At 39.8% G+C, this 20,150-nt stretch carries 17 protein-coding genes; 5 read left to right on the top strand and 12 right to left on the bottom strand.

The genetic code is table 11. The features are described from left to right. Window positions 1-331 precede the first annotated feature (331 nt). The gene (locus FPV17_RS07110) at window positions 332-1,678 is read left to right on the top strand and encodes a hemolysin family protein (protein WP_035395551.1); all 1,347 of its coding nucleotides are present in this window, start codon (window positions 332-334) and stop codon (window positions 1,676-1,678) included. A 43-nt stretch (window positions 1,679-1,721) separates the two neighbouring features. Here FPV17_RS07110 and FPV17_RS07105 read toward each other — a convergent pair whose 3' ends face one another. Continuing rightward, window positions 1,722-2,369 (bottom strand): histidine phosphatase family protein, encoded by a 648-nt coding sequence (locus FPV17_RS07105; RefSeq protein WP_035395549.1) that lies wholly within the window; start codon window positions 2,367-2,369, stop codon window positions 1,722-1,724. 17 nt (window positions 2,370-2,386) lie between these two features. Continuing rightward, window positions 2,387-2,578 carry an SE1561 family protein gene (locus FPV17_RS07100; protein WP_035395547.1) on the bottom strand — a complete coding sequence of 64 codons (192 nt, stop codon included), beginning with the start codon at window positions 2,576-2,578 and terminating at the stop codon, window positions 2,387-2,389. A gap of 128 nt (window positions 2,579-2,706) precedes the next feature. Between FPV17_RS07100 and yfkAB the strand changes: the two genes are divergently transcribed. Then, the gene (gene yfkAB, locus FPV17_RS07095) at window positions 2,707-3,822 is read left to right on the top strand and encodes a radical SAM/CxCxxxxC motif protein YfkAB (RefSeq protein ID WP_060705259.1); all 1,116 of its coding nucleotides are present in this window, start codon (window positions 2,707-2,709) and stop codon (window positions 3,820-3,822) included. Between the two features lie 44 nt (window positions 3,823-3,866). Here the strand turns inward: yfkAB and FPV17_RS07090 are convergent, their stop codons facing one another. From FPV17_RS07090 to FPV17_RS21820, 3 genes are all read right to left on the bottom strand, one after another. Then, complete coding sequence (locus FPV17_RS07090; RefSeq protein WP_035395543.1) at window positions 3,867-4,667, bottom strand: YfkD famly protein; 801 nt, start codon at window positions 4,665-4,667, stop codon at window positions 3,867-3,869. 351 nt (window positions 4,668-5,018) lie between these two features. Then, window positions 5,019-5,360 carry a hypothetical protein gene (locus tag FPV17_RS07085; protein ID WP_052008038.1) on the bottom strand — a complete coding sequence of 114 codons (342 nt, stop codon included), beginning with the start codon at window positions 5,358-5,360 and terminating at the stop codon, window positions 5,019-5,021. Window positions 5,361-5,469: 109 nt separating this feature from the next. Next, window positions 5,470-5,616, bottom strand: coding sequence for a hypothetical protein (locus FPV17_RS21820; protein WP_158318503.1), 147 nt, complete (start codon window positions 5,614-5,616; stop codon window positions 5,470-5,472). A gap of 200 nt (window positions 5,617-5,816) precedes the next feature. Between FPV17_RS21820 and FPV17_RS07080 the strand changes: the two genes are divergently transcribed. The 3 genes from FPV17_RS07080 to FPV17_RS07070 all read left to right on the top strand — a co-directional run bounded on the left by FPV17_RS07080 (window position 5,817) and on the right by FPV17_RS07070 (window position 8,532). Continuing rightward, on the top strand, window positions 5,817-6,020 hold the full coding sequence (locus tag FPV17_RS07080; RefSeq protein ID WP_035395539.1) for an FbpB family small basic protein: 204 nt from the start codon (window positions 5,817-5,819) through the stop codon (window positions 6,018-6,020). A gap of 121 nt (window positions 6,021-6,141) precedes the next feature. After that, a complete protein-coding gene (locus FPV17_RS07075) occupies window positions 6,142-7,482 on the top strand; it encodes a cytochrome ubiquinol oxidase subunit I (RefSeq protein WP_144558619.1) in 1,341 nt (446 codons plus the stop codon). Between the two features lie 12 nt (window positions 7,483-7,494). Beyond that, window positions 7,495-8,532 carry a cytochrome d ubiquinol oxidase subunit II gene (locus FPV17_RS07070; protein ID WP_035395535.1) on the top strand — a complete coding sequence of 346 codons (1,038 nt, stop codon included), beginning with the start codon at window positions 7,495-7,497 and terminating at the stop codon, window positions 8,530-8,532. Between the two features lie 44 nt (window positions 8,533-8,576). Here the strand turns inward: FPV17_RS07070 and FPV17_RS07065 are convergent, their stop codons facing one another. The 7 genes from FPV17_RS07065 to FPV17_RS07035 form a co-directional block, all read right to left on the bottom strand. Beyond that, on the bottom strand, window positions 8,577-9,482 hold the full coding sequence (locus tag FPV17_RS07065; protein WP_144558618.1) for a hypothetical protein: 906 nt from the start codon (window positions 9,480-9,482) through the stop codon (window positions 8,577-8,579). Window positions 9,483-9,853: 371 nt separating this feature from the next. Continuing rightward, entirely contained in the window at window positions 9,854-11,617 is a 1,764-nt protein-coding gene (locus FPV17_RS07060) for a M3 family oligoendopeptidase (RefSeq protein WP_367614631.1), read from the bottom strand. Between the two features lie 234 nt (window positions 11,618-11,851). Then, the gene (locus tag FPV17_RS07055; RefSeq protein ID WP_144558617.1) at window positions 11,852-12,706 is read right to left on the bottom strand and encodes an amidohydrolase family protein; all 855 of its coding nucleotides are present in this window, start codon (window positions 12,704-12,706) and stop codon (window positions 11,852-11,854) included. A 6-nt stretch (window positions 12,707-12,712) separates the two neighbouring features. Further along, on the bottom strand, window positions 12,713-15,757 hold the full coding sequence (locus FPV17_RS07050) for a GNAT family N-acetyltransferase (protein ID WP_144558616.1): 3,045 nt from the start codon (window positions 15,755-15,757) through the stop codon (window positions 12,713-12,715). 99 nt (window positions 15,758-15,856) lie between these two features. Beyond that, complete coding sequence (locus FPV17_RS07045; RefSeq protein ID WP_144558615.1) at window positions 15,857-17,314, bottom strand: catalase; 1,458 nt, start codon at window positions 17,312-17,314, stop codon at window positions 15,857-15,859. Between the two features lie 120 nt (window positions 17,315-17,434). Beyond that, entirely contained in the window at window positions 17,435-18,736 is a 1,302-nt protein-coding gene (locus FPV17_RS07040) for a lysine N(6)-hydroxylase/L-ornithine N(5)-oxygenase family protein (RefSeq protein WP_144558614.1), read from the bottom strand. A 10-nt stretch (window positions 18,737-18,746) separates the two neighbouring features. Then, the gene (locus FPV17_RS07035) at window positions 18,747-20,108 is read right to left on the bottom strand and encodes an aldehyde dehydrogenase (RefSeq protein WP_060705251.1); all 1,362 of its coding nucleotides are present in this window, start codon (window positions 20,106-20,108) and stop codon (window positions 18,747-18,749) included. Window positions 20,109-20,150 lie beyond the last annotated feature (42 nt).

Here is a 20,150-nt window from a genome sequence, read left to right as displayed (position 1 = left end):
AAGTGTTTGACGTTCTTCTATTCTTCCCATAAAATATAAGTACTTAATAACGAGAGCGGGGTGATTCGATGGTGGAGAGTACAAAGTAGATAGAAAAACGATACATGCGTGCAACTATCGTTTGGAACTTCTCGTTTGCTTCCCAATCGAGTCGGGCTTCCGCTATTCTTGCGAAACCATCTACTTCACATAAAACACATTGTCATTGTACGCACTACGTTTACACATTTGGTAAAGAATATGCGTTAGCCTGTTGTTCCAAACTAGGAAGCTCAACTAGCCTATTTTTTGAACACTACAGGAGGTGACTCCCTCTTTACGAGGGGAATATTTGGACATACAACAGGGACTTAGCCTTATCGCTGTGGCGATATTAATTGGATTAACCGCATTTTTTGTGGCATCAGAATTTGCAATCGTTAAAATTAGAAGTACGCAGCTTGAACCACATTTAGAAGCTGGAAAGAGATCAGCGAAGTACGCGAAAAGGGTAACGACGCATTTAGATGAATATTTATCCGCTTGCCAACTCGGGATTACGATTACAGCCCTTGGGATTGGGCGTTTAGCTGAACCAACGTTCGAGCAAATGCTTCATCCATTTTTTGAAGGGGTTGTACCGCCTGCAATGGTAACAACACTTGCTGTCGTTGTTTCGTTTAGCTTTGCAACGTTCTTACACGTTGTTATTGGTGAACTTGCCCCTAAGACGATCGCGATCCAACGAGCAGAACAGGTAACTCTTTTAATTGCCCGTCCACTCGTCTGGTTCTATCGCTTACTCTATCCTTTTATCTGGGTTTTAAACGGATCTGCTCGGATTTTAATCCGCCTTTTAGGCTTTAAACCAATGTCAGAGCATGAAGTAACCCATTCGGAAGAAGAGCTGCGCCTAATCATTTCTGATAGCTACAAAGGTGGGGAAATTAATCAGTCTGAGTTTAAGTATGTTAGCAAAATTTTTGACTTTGATAACAGGCTGGCAAAAGAAATTATGGTTCCTCGAACTGAAATTTCTGCCGTCTCTATAGAAGATAGTTTAGACGACAATTTAGCCATTATGCGTGAAGAGAAATTCACACGCTATCCAGTAGTAAACGGTGATAAAGACAACATTTTGGGCATTGTCAATGTTCGAGAAGTCCTAACAGATATTGTTTCTCCAGCCATTACCGAAGAAGTAAAGTTGGAGAATTATATACGTCCGGTCATCAACGTAATTGAATCGATTCCAGTCAATGATCTTCTTGTAGAAATGCAGAAGAAACAGACACATATGGCAATTCTTTTTGATGAATATGGTGGCACTGCTGGTTTGATAACGGCTGAAGATATTATCGAAGAAATTGTTGGCGAAATTAGAGACGAATTTGATGTGGAAGAAGACCCTCTTATTCGCACTATTAATGATGATCATTACCTTTTAGATGGAAAGACACTCATATCTGATGTCAATAAATTGCTTCACGTTGAACTAAACGAAGATGAAGTAGATACAATTGGTGGTTGGGTACTTACGGAAAAGTATGATATTGAAGTAGGCGAAACCATGATTTTTAATGACTATGCGTTTACTGTAAAGGCCTTTGATGGTCACCAAATTAAATTAGTAGAAGTATTGAAGCGATCGGATGAAGAAGACGTTGAGGATCACTATCAAGCTTACGGTACTTCTTAAAAAATAATGTAAGACGCATACAAGTAGCTGTATGCGTCTTTTTTTATAAAATTCCTTTACGGGCTTGGTAGTCCGCTTTAACTGCTTCTAAATGAGCCGTTCGATTTGTATAGTCGATATAAAAACGATTTGATTCGAGATCCCACTCAACAAGGCTAACGCTCGTATTGCCAATTACAAATGGACGACTTGCTTCTCCCCACTGTTTACCGACAATTAAATACGTAAGTACCATGCTGATAAAGCCCCCGTGGGAAACGAGTAAAATCGATTCGTCGTTGGCATGCTTCTCTTTTAAAAGAGCAAATAATTGTTCACAACGTTCACTGAGGTCATCTGTTGTTTCAGATCCTTCTATATCAGCACCAACAAGAGGCTTTCCTTTTAAGTGAGGGTACAGAGTATAAATGTCTTCTCTTGTTTTTCCTTGAATGGAACCTAAATGCACTTCTCGTAATAGTGTGGTTTCTTTTAAAGATTGATTATGTTTTTTTGTAATCGCTTGTGCGGTATGAAGAGCACGGGTCAAATCACTCGTATAAATTTGGTCAATCGATAAAGATTTCGTAAATTCAGCTACTGCGTCGGCTTGTCGTTCCCCGAGGTCACTTAATGGAAAGTCCATTGTCCCTTGAATTTTCCCCTGTTTATTCCCTTCTGACTCTCCATGGCGAATAAAATATAGCTTCATAGTTACCGCCTCCTTCTTTAAGCGTTTGGCCAGTCTCGTCGAAATTGTTGACATTTCACCTCGATGTCGTCAATCATCTTTAAAATTGAATCGAGTTCTTCGACACTAGCGGAGTCGGCATCCATTCCTTCAATAACAGATGCTAATAGTTCAAATCGCTTTTGTAAATAATCAAGTTGTTCATTCTTTGTTGATACAGCACGACCCATTTTATCTCTCCTTTTAACTTACATGCAATGGCTTAAGTTTAACAAAGTATGCATATACTCTCAAACAGTCTTTTGTTTCTTTACAAGATACGATAAGATAGACGTTGTAGTAAAGGAGTATGATTTAAATGATTACAAAATATTCTACAAGCATTACACCAGAACACGACCCTTGGGAAGCCTACTTAGATGTAGCTGAAGCAGGCCAACTTTCATTAACGAATATAGAAATAACGACGACTACCTTATGTAATATGAGGTGTGAACATTGCGCTGTTGGCTATACACTATCTCCAAAAGATCCTGAGGCGCTTCCACTAGAATTGATTATACAACGGCTCGACGACATTCCAACACTTCGTGCGTTTAGTATTACTGGCGGAGAACCGATGATGTCAATGAAGTCAGTTCGAGAATACGTTGTCCCGCTTTTAAAATACGCTCATGAACGTGGTGCAAAAACGCAAATTAATTCTAATTTAACAATGCCGCTAGAACGCTATGATCTTATTATCCCTTATCTAGATGTGCTACATATTTCCCACAATTACGGTAGCATTGACGATTTTCACCTTATCGGATTTGCTCATGCCGAGCGTAAACCAGGAGAAAAACAACGTGAAGCTATGTTTAACCGGATGATTGACAACGCTAAATCATTAACGTCTAGAGGCGTATTGGTATCAGCTGAAACAATGATTAACAAACGAACGTTGCCTCACCTTGAATCCATTCACAAACAAATTGTTGAAATGGGTTGTCAGCGTCATGAAGTTCATCCTATGTACCCTAGTGATTTTGCCTCCGCATTGGAGACCGCTTCACTTAGTGAAATTCGCGACGGCATTCATCGACTTTTAGACCATCGTGATCCTAACGTATGGATGTTGTTCGGAACCCTACCTTTTTACCCTTGTTCCGATAACCAAGATGATCTCAATTTACAAAAACGATTGTATGCAGAGAAGAACGTGACGGTTCGTAATGACCCTGATGGACGTTCTCGACTAAATATTAACTTGTTTTCTGGAGATATCATTGTCACCGATTTTGGAGATGCGCCTGATTTGGGAAATATACAGCATACATCGTTACCAGACGCCTATAAAATTTGGCAAACCTCTTCATTAAATGCAGGGATTTCCTGTCATTGTCCAGCTGTAAAATGTCTTGGGCCAAACTTACTTGTACGTGATGCTTATTACAGTGACATTGACTTTACAAAAAGAAGCTCAAATTTGTAGCAAACAAAAAAAGAAGTACACGAAGCGTGAACTTCTTTTTTGTTTTATCTAGGTTTTGTTGACGCCATAAAGGTAAAAGACAAATTATCTTGAACCGGAATCCAAGCACCAATTCCTTGCTCCGTTACGTTTTTTACGTCTAACTTTGGCTTCCCACCTCGTAACGTTAAATAGACTTCTCCGTATGTGACGTCCCCTTTTTCATGAACAGCCGGCACATAGCCATACAAGTATCCTACTTGGTTTGCTGGCACGTTGTATTGATTATTCTTCGCCGTGCTTTGTCCAATAACCGTATCAAACGCTAAAGGAAGATTCGTTTTTTCTGCTGCAGAAATCATCATCATTTTTTCTACAGCTTCAGAATTAGGTATCTTCGCTGTTAATCCACCGGTTATTTTCTTCTGCTGCTCTTGATAATACGACATTGTTTTTGGCGCATTTCCGCCTCGATTATCAATGTAATTCGTATTCACTTTTTGATATTCCCAATTCACTTCTGTTCCTTTTGATTCATAAGCAAGTGGCCATTCGCCTAAATAAATGGATGCTTTCATAGCAAAACCTAATTTGGCAAATTGGATGGATGATTCATTCATAATACGGATAAGATCTGGATTTTCAATTTCTTCATGAGTTGAATCCAACAGTTGCTGTGCCAATTCACTTGGTTGTAAATATGGCAAATCTTGAGTCGGATTTTTATAAGTATTTTCTTTTGATATCGATAACACAGACTGAGGAATCATAAACGTATTTTCTTCTTTTTGCGGCTCTTCTGCAGCAAACGTAAGATTTGATTGAATGAGCATAAATAGTAAGGATGCGATCATTATCTTTTTCATCAAATTTTCTCCTTTTTTTATTGATGTGCTTAGTGTTAAACAATCGTAAATGTTTTATCCACATCGAAAAAGAGAATGTTTACCAAAAAAAAACAACAGCAGCGCTTGGCTGCTGTTGTTTGCCTTAAAATCATCTGCTTTAGGGTAGAGTCGATCGTTGTCTTTTGGAAACACCTTCCTTCATCATGTATGGTCTTACATGATAAAAAAGACATTTACATTGCTCAACGCAACCACCTCTTCTAGTTAGAAAACGTGTGACACTCAACATCAAGCTACCGCAATTGATTTATAGGAAGAACTGTAGCATAGCTACCGTCCTTACGTTTAGAATAACCCGTTGTTTTTTTTCTATTCAAGTTCTCGTTGTTTTTTTAAAGCTTTAATTTCATCTGCTGCTTCTTTTGCTGCATGAATCGCTTCTTCTGAAGTTTCTCGAATGTGAACCGCTTTCTCCGTAATTGCTCGAACATCATTAGCAACATCTTTCCAAAGAAGATTCACACCTTCAATCGTCTCTTTTGCTTGAGAAACCATCTCTTCTCGATTATCACGCAGGAACGTATATGCCTCTTCCGCTTGCTTACAAGCAAGCTTTGCTTCTACGCATACCCGCTCACGCCATTCCTTCTTCGACGCGACTGCAACAACAACTGCTGTTACAAGAATGAAACCCCATTTACGCTTACCCATTATCTTCATCCTCCTATGCACTAACTTGTTCTAGTATCATTTTAAAACAATTTTCGACGCTTTTGCAAAGAAGAATGAAAAAACTGTCAGCGAAATTACGCTGACAGCTCTAATTGTATGTCTGTACCAATGATTTATCCGTTTCTAATTGTTCAAAATTTGGATAGGATTTTTGCTTAAGTTCATTCATTTCCTTTGAAAGCGCATGTATCTTGGCCTCTAAACTTTCCATACGTTGACGATCTTTTTCTGTCATTAAGCTTCCCTCCATTGTTTTAACGTGCCCTTATTTTCATTTATATATGCAGAATAGTTTACCAAATGTACACCCTACGTGTAAAGTGTATCCCTTAAAAATACACAAACTTTTTTTCGTGACTTTTTTCGACATAAATCTTCTTTATCGAAAATTTGTAACAAATTCCCCTTGCATATACAAATAGAGGTGATATACTGATGTTAGGAAATATTCAGAAAAAGGTGATGGATTTGCGCAGAAGACATTCTGTTCGTTATGAAGACTTAATGGCTAGAAATCGAGATGAATTGTTGAAGGATGCGGATGCACTTTCAAAAATAGACGACAAGTTATACGAACGTGCTCTTAAAAAGAATCGAGCTTCAGTAGACAACACTTCTACCAAGTCACGTCGTTACTAAATACGAACTCTCTCTCGTTCTACTCACTCTTAGTAGTGAATGAACTTGAGAGAGTTTTTTTTGTATATATTTTTTTTACTTGCACAAATTACCTCTTAAACAAAGTGAAAAGAGGATTCACATGGATAATGTCTTACTTTCAAGAATGTTATTTGGTACGTCAATGGCATTTCACATCATCTTCGCTACCCTAACCGTTGGTATATCTCTAATGATTTTTTTCGGTGAACTAATGCGTGTTATTCGCAAAGATAACGACTACGCTGTTTTAGCAAAACGCTTAACGAAGGGCTTAGCGATTTTACTAGGGGTTGCCATTCCAACAGGAACGATTGTTGCTGTCATGCTTTCTCTCCTGTGGCCCGGTTTTATGGAAATCGTTGGACAGGTCATTGCGCTCCCGTTTCAAATTGAAATTTTTGCGTTTTTCCTTGAATCTTTATTTTTAGCGATTTATGTCTATGCGGCTGATCGTCTCACAACGCCTATGCGTATCATTAGCTCGTTTTTTATAGCTTTTGGTGCAGTTGCTTCAGCTGTTCTTATTACGAGCGCTCATGCGTGGATGAACACACCTGAAGGCTTCGACATTATAAACGGAGCGATTACAAATGTGAATCCTTTATCAGCGGCGTTATCGACTAGTTTTTGGGCAACGTCATTACATGTTGTTAGCACTGCTTATATGACAGGTGCTTTTGTGCTCGTCGCTGTTGCAGCCTACAAACTAATGAAACCATCGATTACTGATGCTGAGCGTCGCTACCACCATAAAGGAATGCTGTTAGCACTCATCTTTGGATTAGGAATGTCTTTATGGACTGGCTTAACAGGTCATGATACTACGGTGATGCTTTATGAGGAAATTCCGATTAAACTCGCTGCTGCTGAAGGTTTGTTTGAAACTCAGTCGAATGCACCATTAACGCTATTCGGGGTTCCAAGTCCTGAGGAAAATGAAGTGATCGGTGGGATCGAAATTCCAGGTCTATTAAGCTGGCTTGCTACCTACTCAACAGACGGTGTCATACAGGGTTTAAATGATTTTCCACAAGAAGACTGGCCACCGCTCATCGTCCACACTTTATTTAATGTTATGGTCTTTATTGGTGGAGGATTAATTGCCATATCTGGAGGTGGATTATTGTATTGGTTTCTAAAACGCAAGACTAAAAATTTTGTGTTTCCGAAGTGGATGTTAGCTGCGTTTGTTGCATCTGGTCCACTTGCAATGATCGGCATTGAGACAGGCTGGATTTTCAGCTGTACAGGTAGGCAGCCATGGACCATTTTCAACATTCAACGTACGTCTGAAGCCGCTACTACTTCAGGAAACTTAGGGATCATTTTCTTCTTTTTCGCTGTACTCTATGCGGTTCTCTTAGTTATCACAAGTCTTGTACTTTATTTCTACTTTAAACGTAATCCTCTTGCACAAGACATGAATGCGATTGGATCATAAGGAGGATAGCGAATGGAACCAGTATATTTAGGCATTTTATTAATTTGGATCCTATTATTTATTTACGCAGTAGCAGGTTCAATTGATTTTGGAACAGGTTTTTGGGCAATGTATTATGAGCGAAGAAATAATGTTCAAGCCTCACGTATTGCCAATAACTTTTTGTCACCGGCGTGGAAAGTGACGAACGTGTTTCTTGTTTTACTGGTTGTCGCATTCGTTGCCTTATTCCCTGGTGCCGCACCTACACTAGGTACATTAATGATTGTGCCACTATGCCTAGTACTTCTACTGTTAACAATTCGAAGTGCGTTTATGGTTTACGCTTTTAGTACAGAAAAGTATTCAAGAGTGCTTACACTTGTGTCCGGCATTTGCGGACTCATTATTCCTGCTATCTTAATAAGCATTCTGCCGGCGGCGATTGGTGGCTTCGTAACCGTTGCAGGAGACCAACAATATATCCTCTTAGATGGTCTCCTGCAAAGTCCAGCATTCTATACGCATATCGGCTTCGGCTTAATGACAGAGCTGTTTATTTCCTCCCTCTTTATGGCTGATTATGCGAAAGAAGCTGGGGATTTTGATACCGCTCGAACCTATCGAAGAAACGCCCTAATCCTTGGACCACTCACACTGGTCATTGCTATCGCAGCAATCTTTACGCTTATTCCAGAAGCGCCGTGGATGTTTGACAATTTTATGGATTTATGGGGATGGTATACAGCTTCATTATTTGCTTTCGCCATTGGCTATAGTGCTTTATGGTGGCCATCAAAAAACAGAGAATTAGGGCAGCCACGGATGGCGCTTATTTTCACAGTCATCCAGTTTGGTCTTGCCAGTTTAGCCTACGGGATGGCGCACTTGCCATACCTACTGTATCCAGACGTCACGATATACAATTCATTCACGAACGAAACGATGTTTCACTATTTATTGATTGGCTTTATTATTGGCCTCGCCATCTTAATCCCTGTTTTTATATGGTTTTGGCGCTTGTTTTTTAAAGATAAAGCGTATTTACAAAGCGACGGTCACGACTATTAGACACTAAAAAAAGAAGCCTCTCTTAAAGAGTGCTTCTTTTTGCATTAACGTTCATCTACTACTGGGTATTGACTAATATTGCTTATTTGAAAGTCTGCTTCTGTGAGTTCTACATCTGAATCAAACATGGTCAGTCGAGAAACTGTTCCATTATAGCCTGCAAAAAACTCATTTTGCCGTACTTGAATGCCTGTTTCTGTGTCAAACCAAAGGTTAATCTCTGTGTCTTCATTTTCTGTTACAGCAAAGATATGGTACGCTTCATACCCCTCTGTTTCAAAAATCCCTCTATAATTCAGTTGATAATCAGCACTTTGATTGATAAATTCATGAAGATCTCGAATGGAGATAGTCGGAACAAATTCATCAGCAGCTGTTTGCAATGTTACTTGATCTTCGCCCTCAATATAGAGAGTCCTCGCTTCTGGCGTTTGTGCCTCATAGATCGTAGAGGCTTCATTCTCTTCTAACTCCACACCGGAATCCTCTCGATAAAAATAGTCAGGGCCGTTTTCGTTTTCCATATATTTAATGAGCGTAAAACCCTTGGCCTCCATTACGGACCCATCATCCGCTACATCGTGGTGTTGCCACTCAAGTGAGTAAGATGAAAATTGCGCTTCTGCCTCAATTGCTCGATGAATGATGCCTTCTGGATTTAAACCATCTTCTTCAGCAATGACTTCGTCTGCTTCATCTTTTTCTGAAGACTGGTCTTCTACTTCCTTTTCATCCTTTTCTTCCTCTTCTTCTGAAGAGTCATCAAACTCATGATCCGTTTCGGTCTCTTCTTCCACCTCGGTTTCGTCTTGATCCCCTTGAAGTTGATCATTCTCTACTTGTTCATTGCTCCCCTCATCAACCTGTTCCGTCTCCGAAGGTTCTTGATCGTCAGCACAAGCCGTGAGCATCATAGCACTGCATAAAAGGAAAAACGACGCTTTTTTCACCTTTATTGCTCCTTTCATTCTTAAAAACAGCAAAACTTCTTATTATTTATAACGTATGTTACAAACAAATCTATCTGTCACATATACACATTCATTAAGCGCATACACATTAGCACGTGGAAGGGATCATGAGACACTTCCCTTATTTTATAACTAAGATACACTTAAACCTCCATTTTGTCAGTGTTTATTTTACTTTTTTATTCTTTTACTAAATCTATCCCATACAAGAAGCCACCAGAAGACTCACGTGGAGAGTCTACACTATAGTGAAACTTCCCTAATTGGATAGAGCTAAACATCCACTATTCCATTTGAAATTGTCTATAAAAGAAAAACGCACAGCTAGTATGCTGTACGTATTTCTCTTATTAAAATTTGCGAATGTCTTCTAACACTACATCAATGGCCTCTTGCCAGAAGTCAGGTTTTGTTAAGTCTACATTGAGATGTTTCTCTGCTAATGCTTCGACTGTCATGCTTCCGCTATCTTGCAGCAAGGAGATATACGCACTTTCAAAGGATGTTTCAGACTTTAAAGCTCGCGCATAGATTCCCATACTAAACAAATATCCGAATGTATATGGGAAGTTATAAAATGGCTGCCCAGTAATGTGGAAGTGTAGTTTTGATGCCCAAAAATAAGGATCGTATGAAGATAATTTATCGCCATATGCCTCTTTTTGAGCATCTACCATTAACTCATTTAAACGTTCTGTTGGTACCATACCGTTTTTACGCTCTTCATAGAACCGTGTCTCAAATAAGAACCGCGAATGAATATTCATAAAGAAAGCAAGAGATCGGGACAGTTTATTTTCGAGCAACATCTTTTTAACATCTGAGCTCTCGGCTTCGTCAACAAGAGCGTCTGCTACAATCATTTCTGCAAACGTTGAAGCTGTCTCGGCAATACTCATCGGATATTGCTTTTGTGATTGTACGTCATTGTCTTTTAAACACCAGCTGTGATAGGCATGTCCTAATTCATGGGCAAGGGTAGCAACATTCGACATCGACCCGTCATACGTCATGAAAATACGTGTTTCTTTATTCATTGGGAAGTTCGTACAAAAGCCTCCTGGACGCTTTCCAGAACGATTTTCTGCTTCTACCCAACCTTCACGCAGTGCCATTTCTGCGAACTCAGCCATTTTTGGACTAAACCGGTTGAAATGTTTAATAATTAAGTGACACGCTTCTTCGTATGGAATGGTATTTTTTGACGCATCTTCGAGTGGAAGTGGCGCACCTACATCATGAATCGATAACTGATCCACACCGAGTAATGTTGCTTTTTTATCCATGTACGCATAGAATTCAGGTTTATTTTTTGTAATGGTCGCCCACATTGTATTTAAAGTGTCTTCCGTCATACCGTTAAGCTCTAGTGGTTCTTTTAAAACATTTTCCCACCCACGCTCTTCATAAAGCTTTAAGCGAAAGCCCGCTAAACGGTTTAACGTCTGCGTAAACAATGGTGCCTGCTCTTCCCAAGCATGTAAAGCAGCCTCTGATGCTCGTTCTCGAACTTGGCGATCTGTACTTCCTAAGCGATTATGTAGTTGACCTGCCGACAACATCTTTGTTTCTCCATCTTCTTCAAACGGTATAACCATTCGTCCGACAGCTTCATTGTAAACGGAACCCCATGCATGATAGCCATCTTTGGCAAGTTTTGTTGCTAATTCTTCTTTTTCTGTATTCATTTTATCTAATGCATGTGAACGGGTTTTCTTAAGAAGGTAAGCAGACGGCTTCACTTGCTCATTTGTAAGCAGTCGATTGAATGCGTCATCAGACATACTTCGTAATTCTTCCTCTAAAGATAAATAAAGCTTTTGTGCTTTCACTTTTTGTTCTTGAACGTTTTCTGCTAAAAGTAACGCCTGTTTATCTTTTACATCTTGAGCGGCTAGGCAAGAGACGAATGCAGCTGTTTGCCAAAGTCTTGGGCTAATGGTTTCAATCGCTTGGACTAATTCTTCCACTTGAACGGACGGTTTGTCTAACCATTGGTCTAATTGCTTGTTTGTTTCGTTGAAGAATTCTGTGAATTCATTTGAATCGCTTCCGCCTTCAAAAATTGAATGTAGATCCCACGTCATTGGAAACTGAACAGTTTCTTTCATCATATCCTCCTCAAAAAAAAAACGGTTTTATTTCGTATTCCGTAATAGCGTACCATTAATAGATTAGATTTGCACGTTATAGTTAAAAGAACAAACTTGAAACCATAAACAAAACAGTTAAAGCACTTACGAGTAGTAACACTTTCTCCTGCTTACAATACCTTGTCCACCAATTCAACATAATAAAAGCCCCCTCTGTTCTCACTTAATCGTATGAGAGCAAAGGCAGGCTTATGCTTATATCAATGCATGTAATTTCGGAAATACGTGAAGCGCAGTATCGTGAAAGAATGCCTCATGGTGCTTTTCTGGAATAATCCCACCTAACCATTCTGCGTATGGCTTAATTGGGACAAGTGGCCAATCGGTACCGAACATGTAGCGCTCATAAGCATCCCCATAAATAAGCGCATGTTTAAAATGATCGAAGTATGAATTATCTTTTTTCATATGCTGCGCTACTTTATCTGTTGTTCCCACAATTAGACCAGATAAGTCTGCATACACATTCCGATTCTTATACATCACTTCTGCCGCGGTTAAACACCACGGATCTCCTAAATGGGCCATAACAAATGTCACATCCCGATGCTTTACAGCAACCTCATCAATGGTTAAGGGGTGTGCGTATTTTAGAATGGCTCCTTCTGCATACGTATCACCAGTATGAAATACAACTGGAACACGATGCTTTTTCGCAAGTTCATAAACAGGCTGATACACATCATCAAATGCATAATATGGATAATACCCTAAATAAATCTTCACCCCAACATATTCTTTTTCTTCTAGTAAAGCATCTAGCTTTTCAGCTGATTCTGTCGAAAAGCGAAAAGGGTTTATCCCGATACAAATGCCCATTGTTTGTGGTCGATTCGGCAAATTCAGCCCCATTAAATCGGGAGCGGAATGGTCGGGAAAAGCACCGGTAACACTCTCTTCCACACCCATGCCAACTGTTGCGATGACATTTGCATCTTGACATTCCCGTTCAATCCCCGTATGGTCATAAGCGAGCATGCTTGCATCGACTGCTGTTTGTTGGAAGGTGTGAATTCTTGAAAAATGAACATGTGCATCAATGATTTTCAACGTTCGTTATTCCTCCTTAAATTGCAATGAAGTTAACCATTCCCATCCCTCTGCTTGCACTAAACCTTTTGTCCATACAAAACAATGTGGCTGTGAAACAGCAAATCCATTCTCCTGCTGCCAGTTAATCGGTTCCCTAGTCATATACGAGAATACATCATTATTCTCATAAAATTCTGGTTTGCGTTGGTGCTTCGGTCTAGCTATAAGAAGCGTCTCTTCCGTCTCTTCACAATAGAGGCGCGCTATTTTTTCTAATTGATTTCCAGCAAATGTTTGTGTCCTTTCTCCTAATCGAAACGAAAGCTGATTCGAATTAGTAGGGTAAAGAAATAATTGATCACGATTAAAAAAACATCCCATTAACCATTCTTGCTCATCGATTCGATCCTGTCTATCTTCCAGTTCTGTATAATGTGTCAGCAACATACATCCTGGCAACGTAAGAAAATATTGGCTAATCGTGGCATTTTTCCAAATTGGATGATCTGAAAAGGTTATAGATATTCTAATCCCCGTCCACTCTTGATTCCAATTATCCACTCTCGTCACAAAGCTTGTCTGACGTTTTTGTTCATATACCGTTCTCAATTGTAGATTAGTAGGTATAGTCATAAAGCCGCCGCCCCATGGATTCCACCAACTTTTTGCACCTGCTGTAGGGAAAGAGTGATGAAGCCACTCTCTTTTCGTCTTAATCGAATACAACGACGGATAAAACGAATTGGCAGCTTTAAATGTGAAAACACCATTATCAACAAGATGAACCTCTACTCCATTCTCCTGCTCTACTTGTGTCGTGACCGTCTTGTCCCCAACAAATAGCGCTTGTAAATAATGAGTAAATCGGATGGATTTACCTTGAACAGTAACGGCAAGTGTTGTTACTGGTTGGTCTGGTTGGTTTAATTTATGCTGAATGGTTTCTGTGCCCTTCATCGGTTCGTACGGATAAGTAACAGATTTGTCATCAACGATTGTAATCATCCCATGACCTGGTTGATTGGGATTCGTTTGAAGTGCCACGTTTACCTCACCACCTCGATGGTAGAAACCATGAGTAGCAAACGCCACTTGTTTTAATGGTTTTACAACTGGCTTCGTATGCTTTCTAGCCATAAAATGATCAATGCTGTTATCTACATTTGAATAGAGAAGTAGTTTCTTAGAAGTGGATTCTTCCCCAACTTGAAGCGGATCTAATTTCCAACGAACGCATAAGTCGTCATCGATCTCTAAGCATTCTGCACCATCTTTTCCCTCAACTCCTAGAGTACTACTAGCCCACTTCATAAACACCCATGGATCACTAAGCTTGTCTAAAGGTAGATCTTGAATCCACACTTGGTTTATTTGGGACACATGCACCACTTCCCCCTTAATAGGCAAATAGATCGAATCAGGTTGAAAGTAAAAAGGAATAATCAGTTGTTTTAAATCTAACACGTTTCTACTCTTATTTTTAAGAACATAGCTTGCTTCAATGATTCCATTTTTCTCCCACTCGTACACAATGGTTAATTGCGCATCTCCATTATGAATAGGATAGTTAATTGTTATGAGTACACCATTATCTGTCACTTCCGGCTTGAGTAAAGTCCAGCCTGTTTGAGCCAGTTCATTCGATACTGGTTCATTGAAGCTAGGATAAAGCATAGTCCAAGGTTCGTCCTGACCGAATTGTTTCATCGTGACGAAGTACGTTTCATAATCAAAGACGAGTTGACGTCTTCCATTCACAACAACAAGACTTCGCTCCTTTTCGAAAAAACCAATGGTATCGTCTGATTCTACAAGAAAAGGAACCTGCTCAGTATAGCTTAAAGATTGGTGTCGGCCCTTGCTTTCACTCGCTAGCTCTACAAACAATGGCACGACACCAGCACGTTTTTGCTTACATGTGAGTGTAAATGATTCTACACCAGTAGCAGCCAGAGAAACGTCTGCTTCGCTTTGATTCCACTGAACAAGCGGATGGTCGTTCACACGCACATTCACTTGTCGACTTGTCGGTAGATGATTCTTTAGTTGAAAAAAAACCTTCCCTTGTTCTAACTGTGGTTTTGCTTGAAGTGCAAATGGTTTTTTTATTGAATATCCACACGCTAATGGACAAGCTATCCCATCCATAAATAGGGGCATACGTGCCATTGGGTATGTAACGCCATCTGAGATTGCTTCATCTTCCTTCCTAACCTCAGAAATAATAAACGGAAAACGATAGGTTTTCTGTTCATTCTTTTCTAGTACATCATCTACTGCCATCTTCATTTGTAAACGGTTATCAACCGTTTCAGTTACGTGAATAGATAGAGGGCAATTCTTTTTATTATGAATTTTAAGAGTGGCTTCATATGGATGATTCGGGAACAATTGTTTATGAGGAAGCAAATACTCTACCATTGCCTCTGCGGTTTCAATCTTATAGACCTTTCGACTTGAATGCTCAATTCCAACTGAGACCTCATCATGCTCGAACTCAAAGCGATACGTAAAAACGGAAAATTCATTTTCTTTTTCCACATCCGGTTTTACCGTTAAATCCCGTTTTAATGCTTGATACCAGTTTGTTTCAGTCACGGATCTCTTTATAAATGGGTGTTGCAGAACAAGAGGTATAAAGTTCATTAAATGGGTTGTCTCTTCACGCTCTTCCCAGAAAAAACCACATCGTTTGTACAATGGAACAGCTTTTGTGTTACCTGGCCAAGTATGTAAATCAAGACGAGGCCACCCTGCTTTATAGGTCCGTTTGATGGCCTCAAGCACAAGCTGTTTCCCAATCCCTTTACCGATATGCTGCGGGTGAGCATTCAATAATGGAATGTATAGTGCATCTTTATCCGTTTTAAATTCAGCCAAACCACAATAGCCTACCACCTTGTTTTCTTGAAGGGCTAACATGGTTGACAAATTCCCTGAGTTTCGCTCGTCTTTATCACGATCTTCTGCCGATTCAACTTTGTCGCCACCGCCAAAGTTTTCACGACTCTCATTCCACATTATTGCCGTAGCTTCAGCAAATTTTTTCTCATAATCTACAATTTTCATAACCTTCCCCCTTTTTCAGTTATCATAAGATAAATTTTACTTTAGCGCAAAAAAAGAACCGCCTTTTAAGGCTGGTTCTTTTTGGAATTAAAGATTTCTTTAGTGATCAGCATGTTGCACATAGCTAGAAATATCAAGTTTCAATTGATTTGCTAATGCTTGGCCAAGGGTTTCATCCGCTCGATAGAAATTACAAACTGCACGTAAAGCGGTTTCTTCTTTTACTTGTTCTAGATCACCAACAATATTTTTTATGAGGGCTTCTTGAACACTTTTTTCGTAATTACGGTAGATCTTTCCTGCTTGACCAAAATGATTTTTCTTCTCAATCGCTATTCTACCTATTGTACCGCTAATAGGCGCTCTATAGTCTTCATACTCTTCCGCCTCAGCAGGTGTTTCTTGGTGACGGTTCGGCTCATAATTTATTCGATTTGTCTGCTGTCCAATTGGCATTGCACCATCACGCTGAAAGTTTGCTTTTTGAGCAAATGGGCAATTGACTGGTAAATTTAAATAGTTTGCGCCTACACGGTAGCGTTGCGTATCAGAGTAAGAGAAGATTCTTCCTTGAAGCATTTTATCTTCTGAAGGTTCGATTCCTGGTACAAGATTTCCCGGATTGAAACCAACTTGCTCCGTTTCTGCAAACACATTATCCGGATTACGATTTAATGTCATTGTACCAACGTGTTGATAAGGAATGTCTTCTTCTAACCAGTCTTTCGTTGAATCCAGTGGATGGAAATCAAAGTGATCAAGGTCTGCAGGGTCAAGAATTTGAACATAGAGATCCCACTCTGGAAAGTCACCTTTTTCAATTGCTTCATACAAATCTCTTGTTGCATGGTTAAAATCTTTCCCTTGAATTTCAGCTGCTTCTTCTCCTGATAAGTTGCGAATCCCTTTTTTCGGAACCCAACGCAGCTTTACATAGACCATATTCCCATGTGCATTCACCCACTTAAACGCATGGACACTTGATCCCCGCATTTCTCGGTAGGAAGCTGGTATGCCTTCATCTGTAAACAAATGCATGAGCATATTCGTTGTTTCAGGTGATAAAGACATAAAGTCCCAGTAACGATCTGGATCTTGAATATTTGTACGTGGGTCGGGCTTTAATGAGTGAATGACATCTGGAAATTTAATCGCATCTCGAATGAAAAACACGGGTAAATTGTTGCCAACAAAATCATAGTTGCCTTCTTCAGTATAAAACTTCACAGAAAAGCCACGAGGATCTCGCAATGTTTCTGGAGAGGTACCACCGTGAATAACAGTAGAAAAACGAACAAACAATGGCGTTTCTTTTCCATCTTCAGCAAGGAAAGCAGCTTTTGTATAACGTTTCATATTCGTCTTCACCTTAAAAACGCCATACGCACCAACGCCTCGTGCATGGACAACCCGCTCAGGTATACGCTCTCTGTCAAAGTGAGCTAGCTTCTCTACTAAATGATAGTCTTCTAGCATAGTCGGACCATGTTGCCCGGCTGTTCTTGAATTCTGATTGTCATAAATCGGATGACCTTGATTATCTGTTAAACGTGTCATATGTAGTGCCTCCTTCAGAAAACAGGTATCATTCTATTCCGTTGTTGCAATGATAAACTGTTCCCCTTCCTAGAAGCATTCAAACCTGTTGCAAAAAGAATTCTTTTTTAATAATCATTATTATTTATTCTCTTCGCTTGAAAAGCGTTGAAACACAGACCCTGGACTTTCTTTGTAGATTGCTTCGCCAGCCAGCTCATTTACGATTCGTACATTTCGCTCTACTGATAATCCTAAATTGGTTGCGCTTGTCCCTAACGCATGCTCTAGATTCGTTAATGAAAAGACGTTGTTCTTTCTTCCATCAAGAAAACGTAAAGCTGCGTTTCGAGTCACAGCAAATTCCTTCTCTGATTCCATTTCCACCTCTTTTAGCATTTCTTGAAACCATTGAGGCAGTCTAGGTTTGTAGCCAGTCGCGAATACAACCTTGTCTGTGCGATGTTTAAACGATTTATCTTCTTGCCACTGTTTAGCAAAAAGTGTGTATCCTTTCGTAGCACTCTTTTCTACACGACTCACTTCCGTTGTTGCTTGAACAAGTGCTGGCGCATGATGGGATTCAATACTACGGTGATACAACTTGTCATAAATTTTGTGAAGCGTTTTTTGTTGTACACCATTTCGCAAGTTCCCCAGCATCGGAAGAGCTTTTTTTCTCGTATCATATGAAAGGCTATGAAAATAATCCACATAGCTAGGCGAAAAAAGTTCCTGACCAATTTTTGAGTCTTCAAGCTGAAAGAAACCCGGTGAGCGAGTAAACCACGTTAATTCATAGTTATATTGAATTTGGTCGTCAAGAAGCTTATAAAAAATTTCGGCCGCACTTTGTCCAGATCCGACGACTGTAATCGATTTCGCTTGTTTTATCTTCTCTTCATGAAATCCATAAGAACTAGAATGTATGAGGTCATCATTCAACCCTTCTTCCAATTCTATTGGCACCATCGGCTCACTACCAGTACCAACAACAAGATGTTTACTATAGTAGTGCTCTGTTTGATGATTCCCTTTTACCGTCACCTCGTAGCATTCATCCTCTTTTACATAGCGGACATTTACTACCTTTTTCCCAAAATGACAGTTCGTTAATTGTTCTGAAACCCAGCGGCAGTAAGCATTATATTCTTTTCTTGGTACGTCGAAACGGTTAAAAAAGAAAAATGACATTAAGCGGTCATGAACATGAGCATAATTTAAAAACGTATACTTACTCGTGGGGTTTGCAAATGAAACTAAATCGGCTAAAAATGGGACCTGTAAATCGGTCCCATCTAATAACATTCCAGGATGCCATTGAAACACATTTGTTTCATCAAAAAATGCGCTTTTTACGTTCGTCTTTTCCTCGAGTAAAGCAGCAAGTCCTAAATTAAACGGACCAATTCCTATTCCAATGACATCAATTTTCTCTTTCATATACACGCTCCTATTTGAAAACACTTCGAATAATTTTGTTCATAACTTTACCGCTTTTATAGCGTAACGGCATATCAAAAGCGGTTGTTTGTTTTAGCATGCCCTTTTGGTGAGAAAAAGTACGGAAACTCTCATACCCGTGATATGCCCCAATGCCACTTGGCCCCTTCCCACCGAAAGGTAAGTAAGGATTCGCTACATGCATAATCGTATCATTGATACAGCCGCCCCCAAACGAGAGCTGCTCGGTGTAAAGTTTCTGCGTTTGCTCCTCTTCTGAAAACACATATAAAGCAAGTGGATTAGGGAACGATCGGACTCTTACTAGGACTTCTGTTGCTGATTCAAATGGAAAGATCGGTAAAATCGGTCCAAAGATCTCATCTTGCATAATAGGGGCATCCCAATCAACATCTGTTAATAGAGTAGGTGCTATTAAACGGTCTTCCTTTGAGCTCTGACCACCTAATACGATTTCCCCATCATTTAAAAAGGCTGCTAATCGATCAAAATGTTTATCATTTACAATTTGTGTGAACGTACCTTCTTTTGTTCGTTGGGAGAACAGATTGTACGTATGCTTTTTAAGCTTTTTCAAAAAATCTTCGTAGACTGACTCGTGAACCATTACATAATCAGGCGCAATACACGTCTGCCCCGCATTCGTAAATTTCCCCCATGCAATTCGCTTTGCCGCTAAGTCAAGCTTTGCGTCTTCGGCAACAATGGCGGGACTTTTTCCACCTAATTCAAGGGTATGGGGTGTTAAATGTTCGGCAGCATGTTTCATAACAATTTTTCCTACGGCCACACTCCCTGTAAAGAAAATGTAGTCAAACCCCTGCTTTAACAGAGCTTCCGAAGTTTTGGCATCGCCTTCTACGACTGCGACAATTTCTTGAGCAAATGTTGCGCGAACAGCTGCAGCAATTGCACTTGACGTATGAGGTGTTAATTCTGAAGGCTTAATAACCGCACTATTTCCAGCTGCTAGCGCCCCTACTAAAGGAGAAAACGTTAATTGAATTGGATAATTCCACGGCGCTATAATCAATACACTTCCGTACGGTTCATTTACTAAATAACTTTTTGAACCGGTATGTGTAACAGGTGTTTTCACTGTTACTGGCTCCATCCATTCTTCTAATGATTCCAGCGCATGCGTTATTTCAGCGTGCACAGTTCCAAGTTCCATCATAAAGGCTTCTGCTTCTTGCTTATTTAAATCTTTGTTGACTGCTCTAAGAAATTCTTGTTCATGTTGATGAAGCATTTCTTTTAATTTTTCTAGCTGCTGCTTTCTAGCATGAAAAGATTTCATGGCACCTGAAAAGACAAATTCTTGCTGAACACCTTTTAATGTTGCATACATAAACGTCACGTCCCCTTTTATGTGTTCTTGTAAAGTATTCCC

It is taken from the genome of Shouchella miscanthi (genome assembly GCF_007725405.1).
GTDB classification, from domain to species: Bacteria; Bacillota; Bacilli; order Bacillales; family Bacillaceae_D; genus Shouchella; species Shouchella hunanensis.
This window is presented reverse-complemented; position numbering and strand designations above follow the sequence as displayed.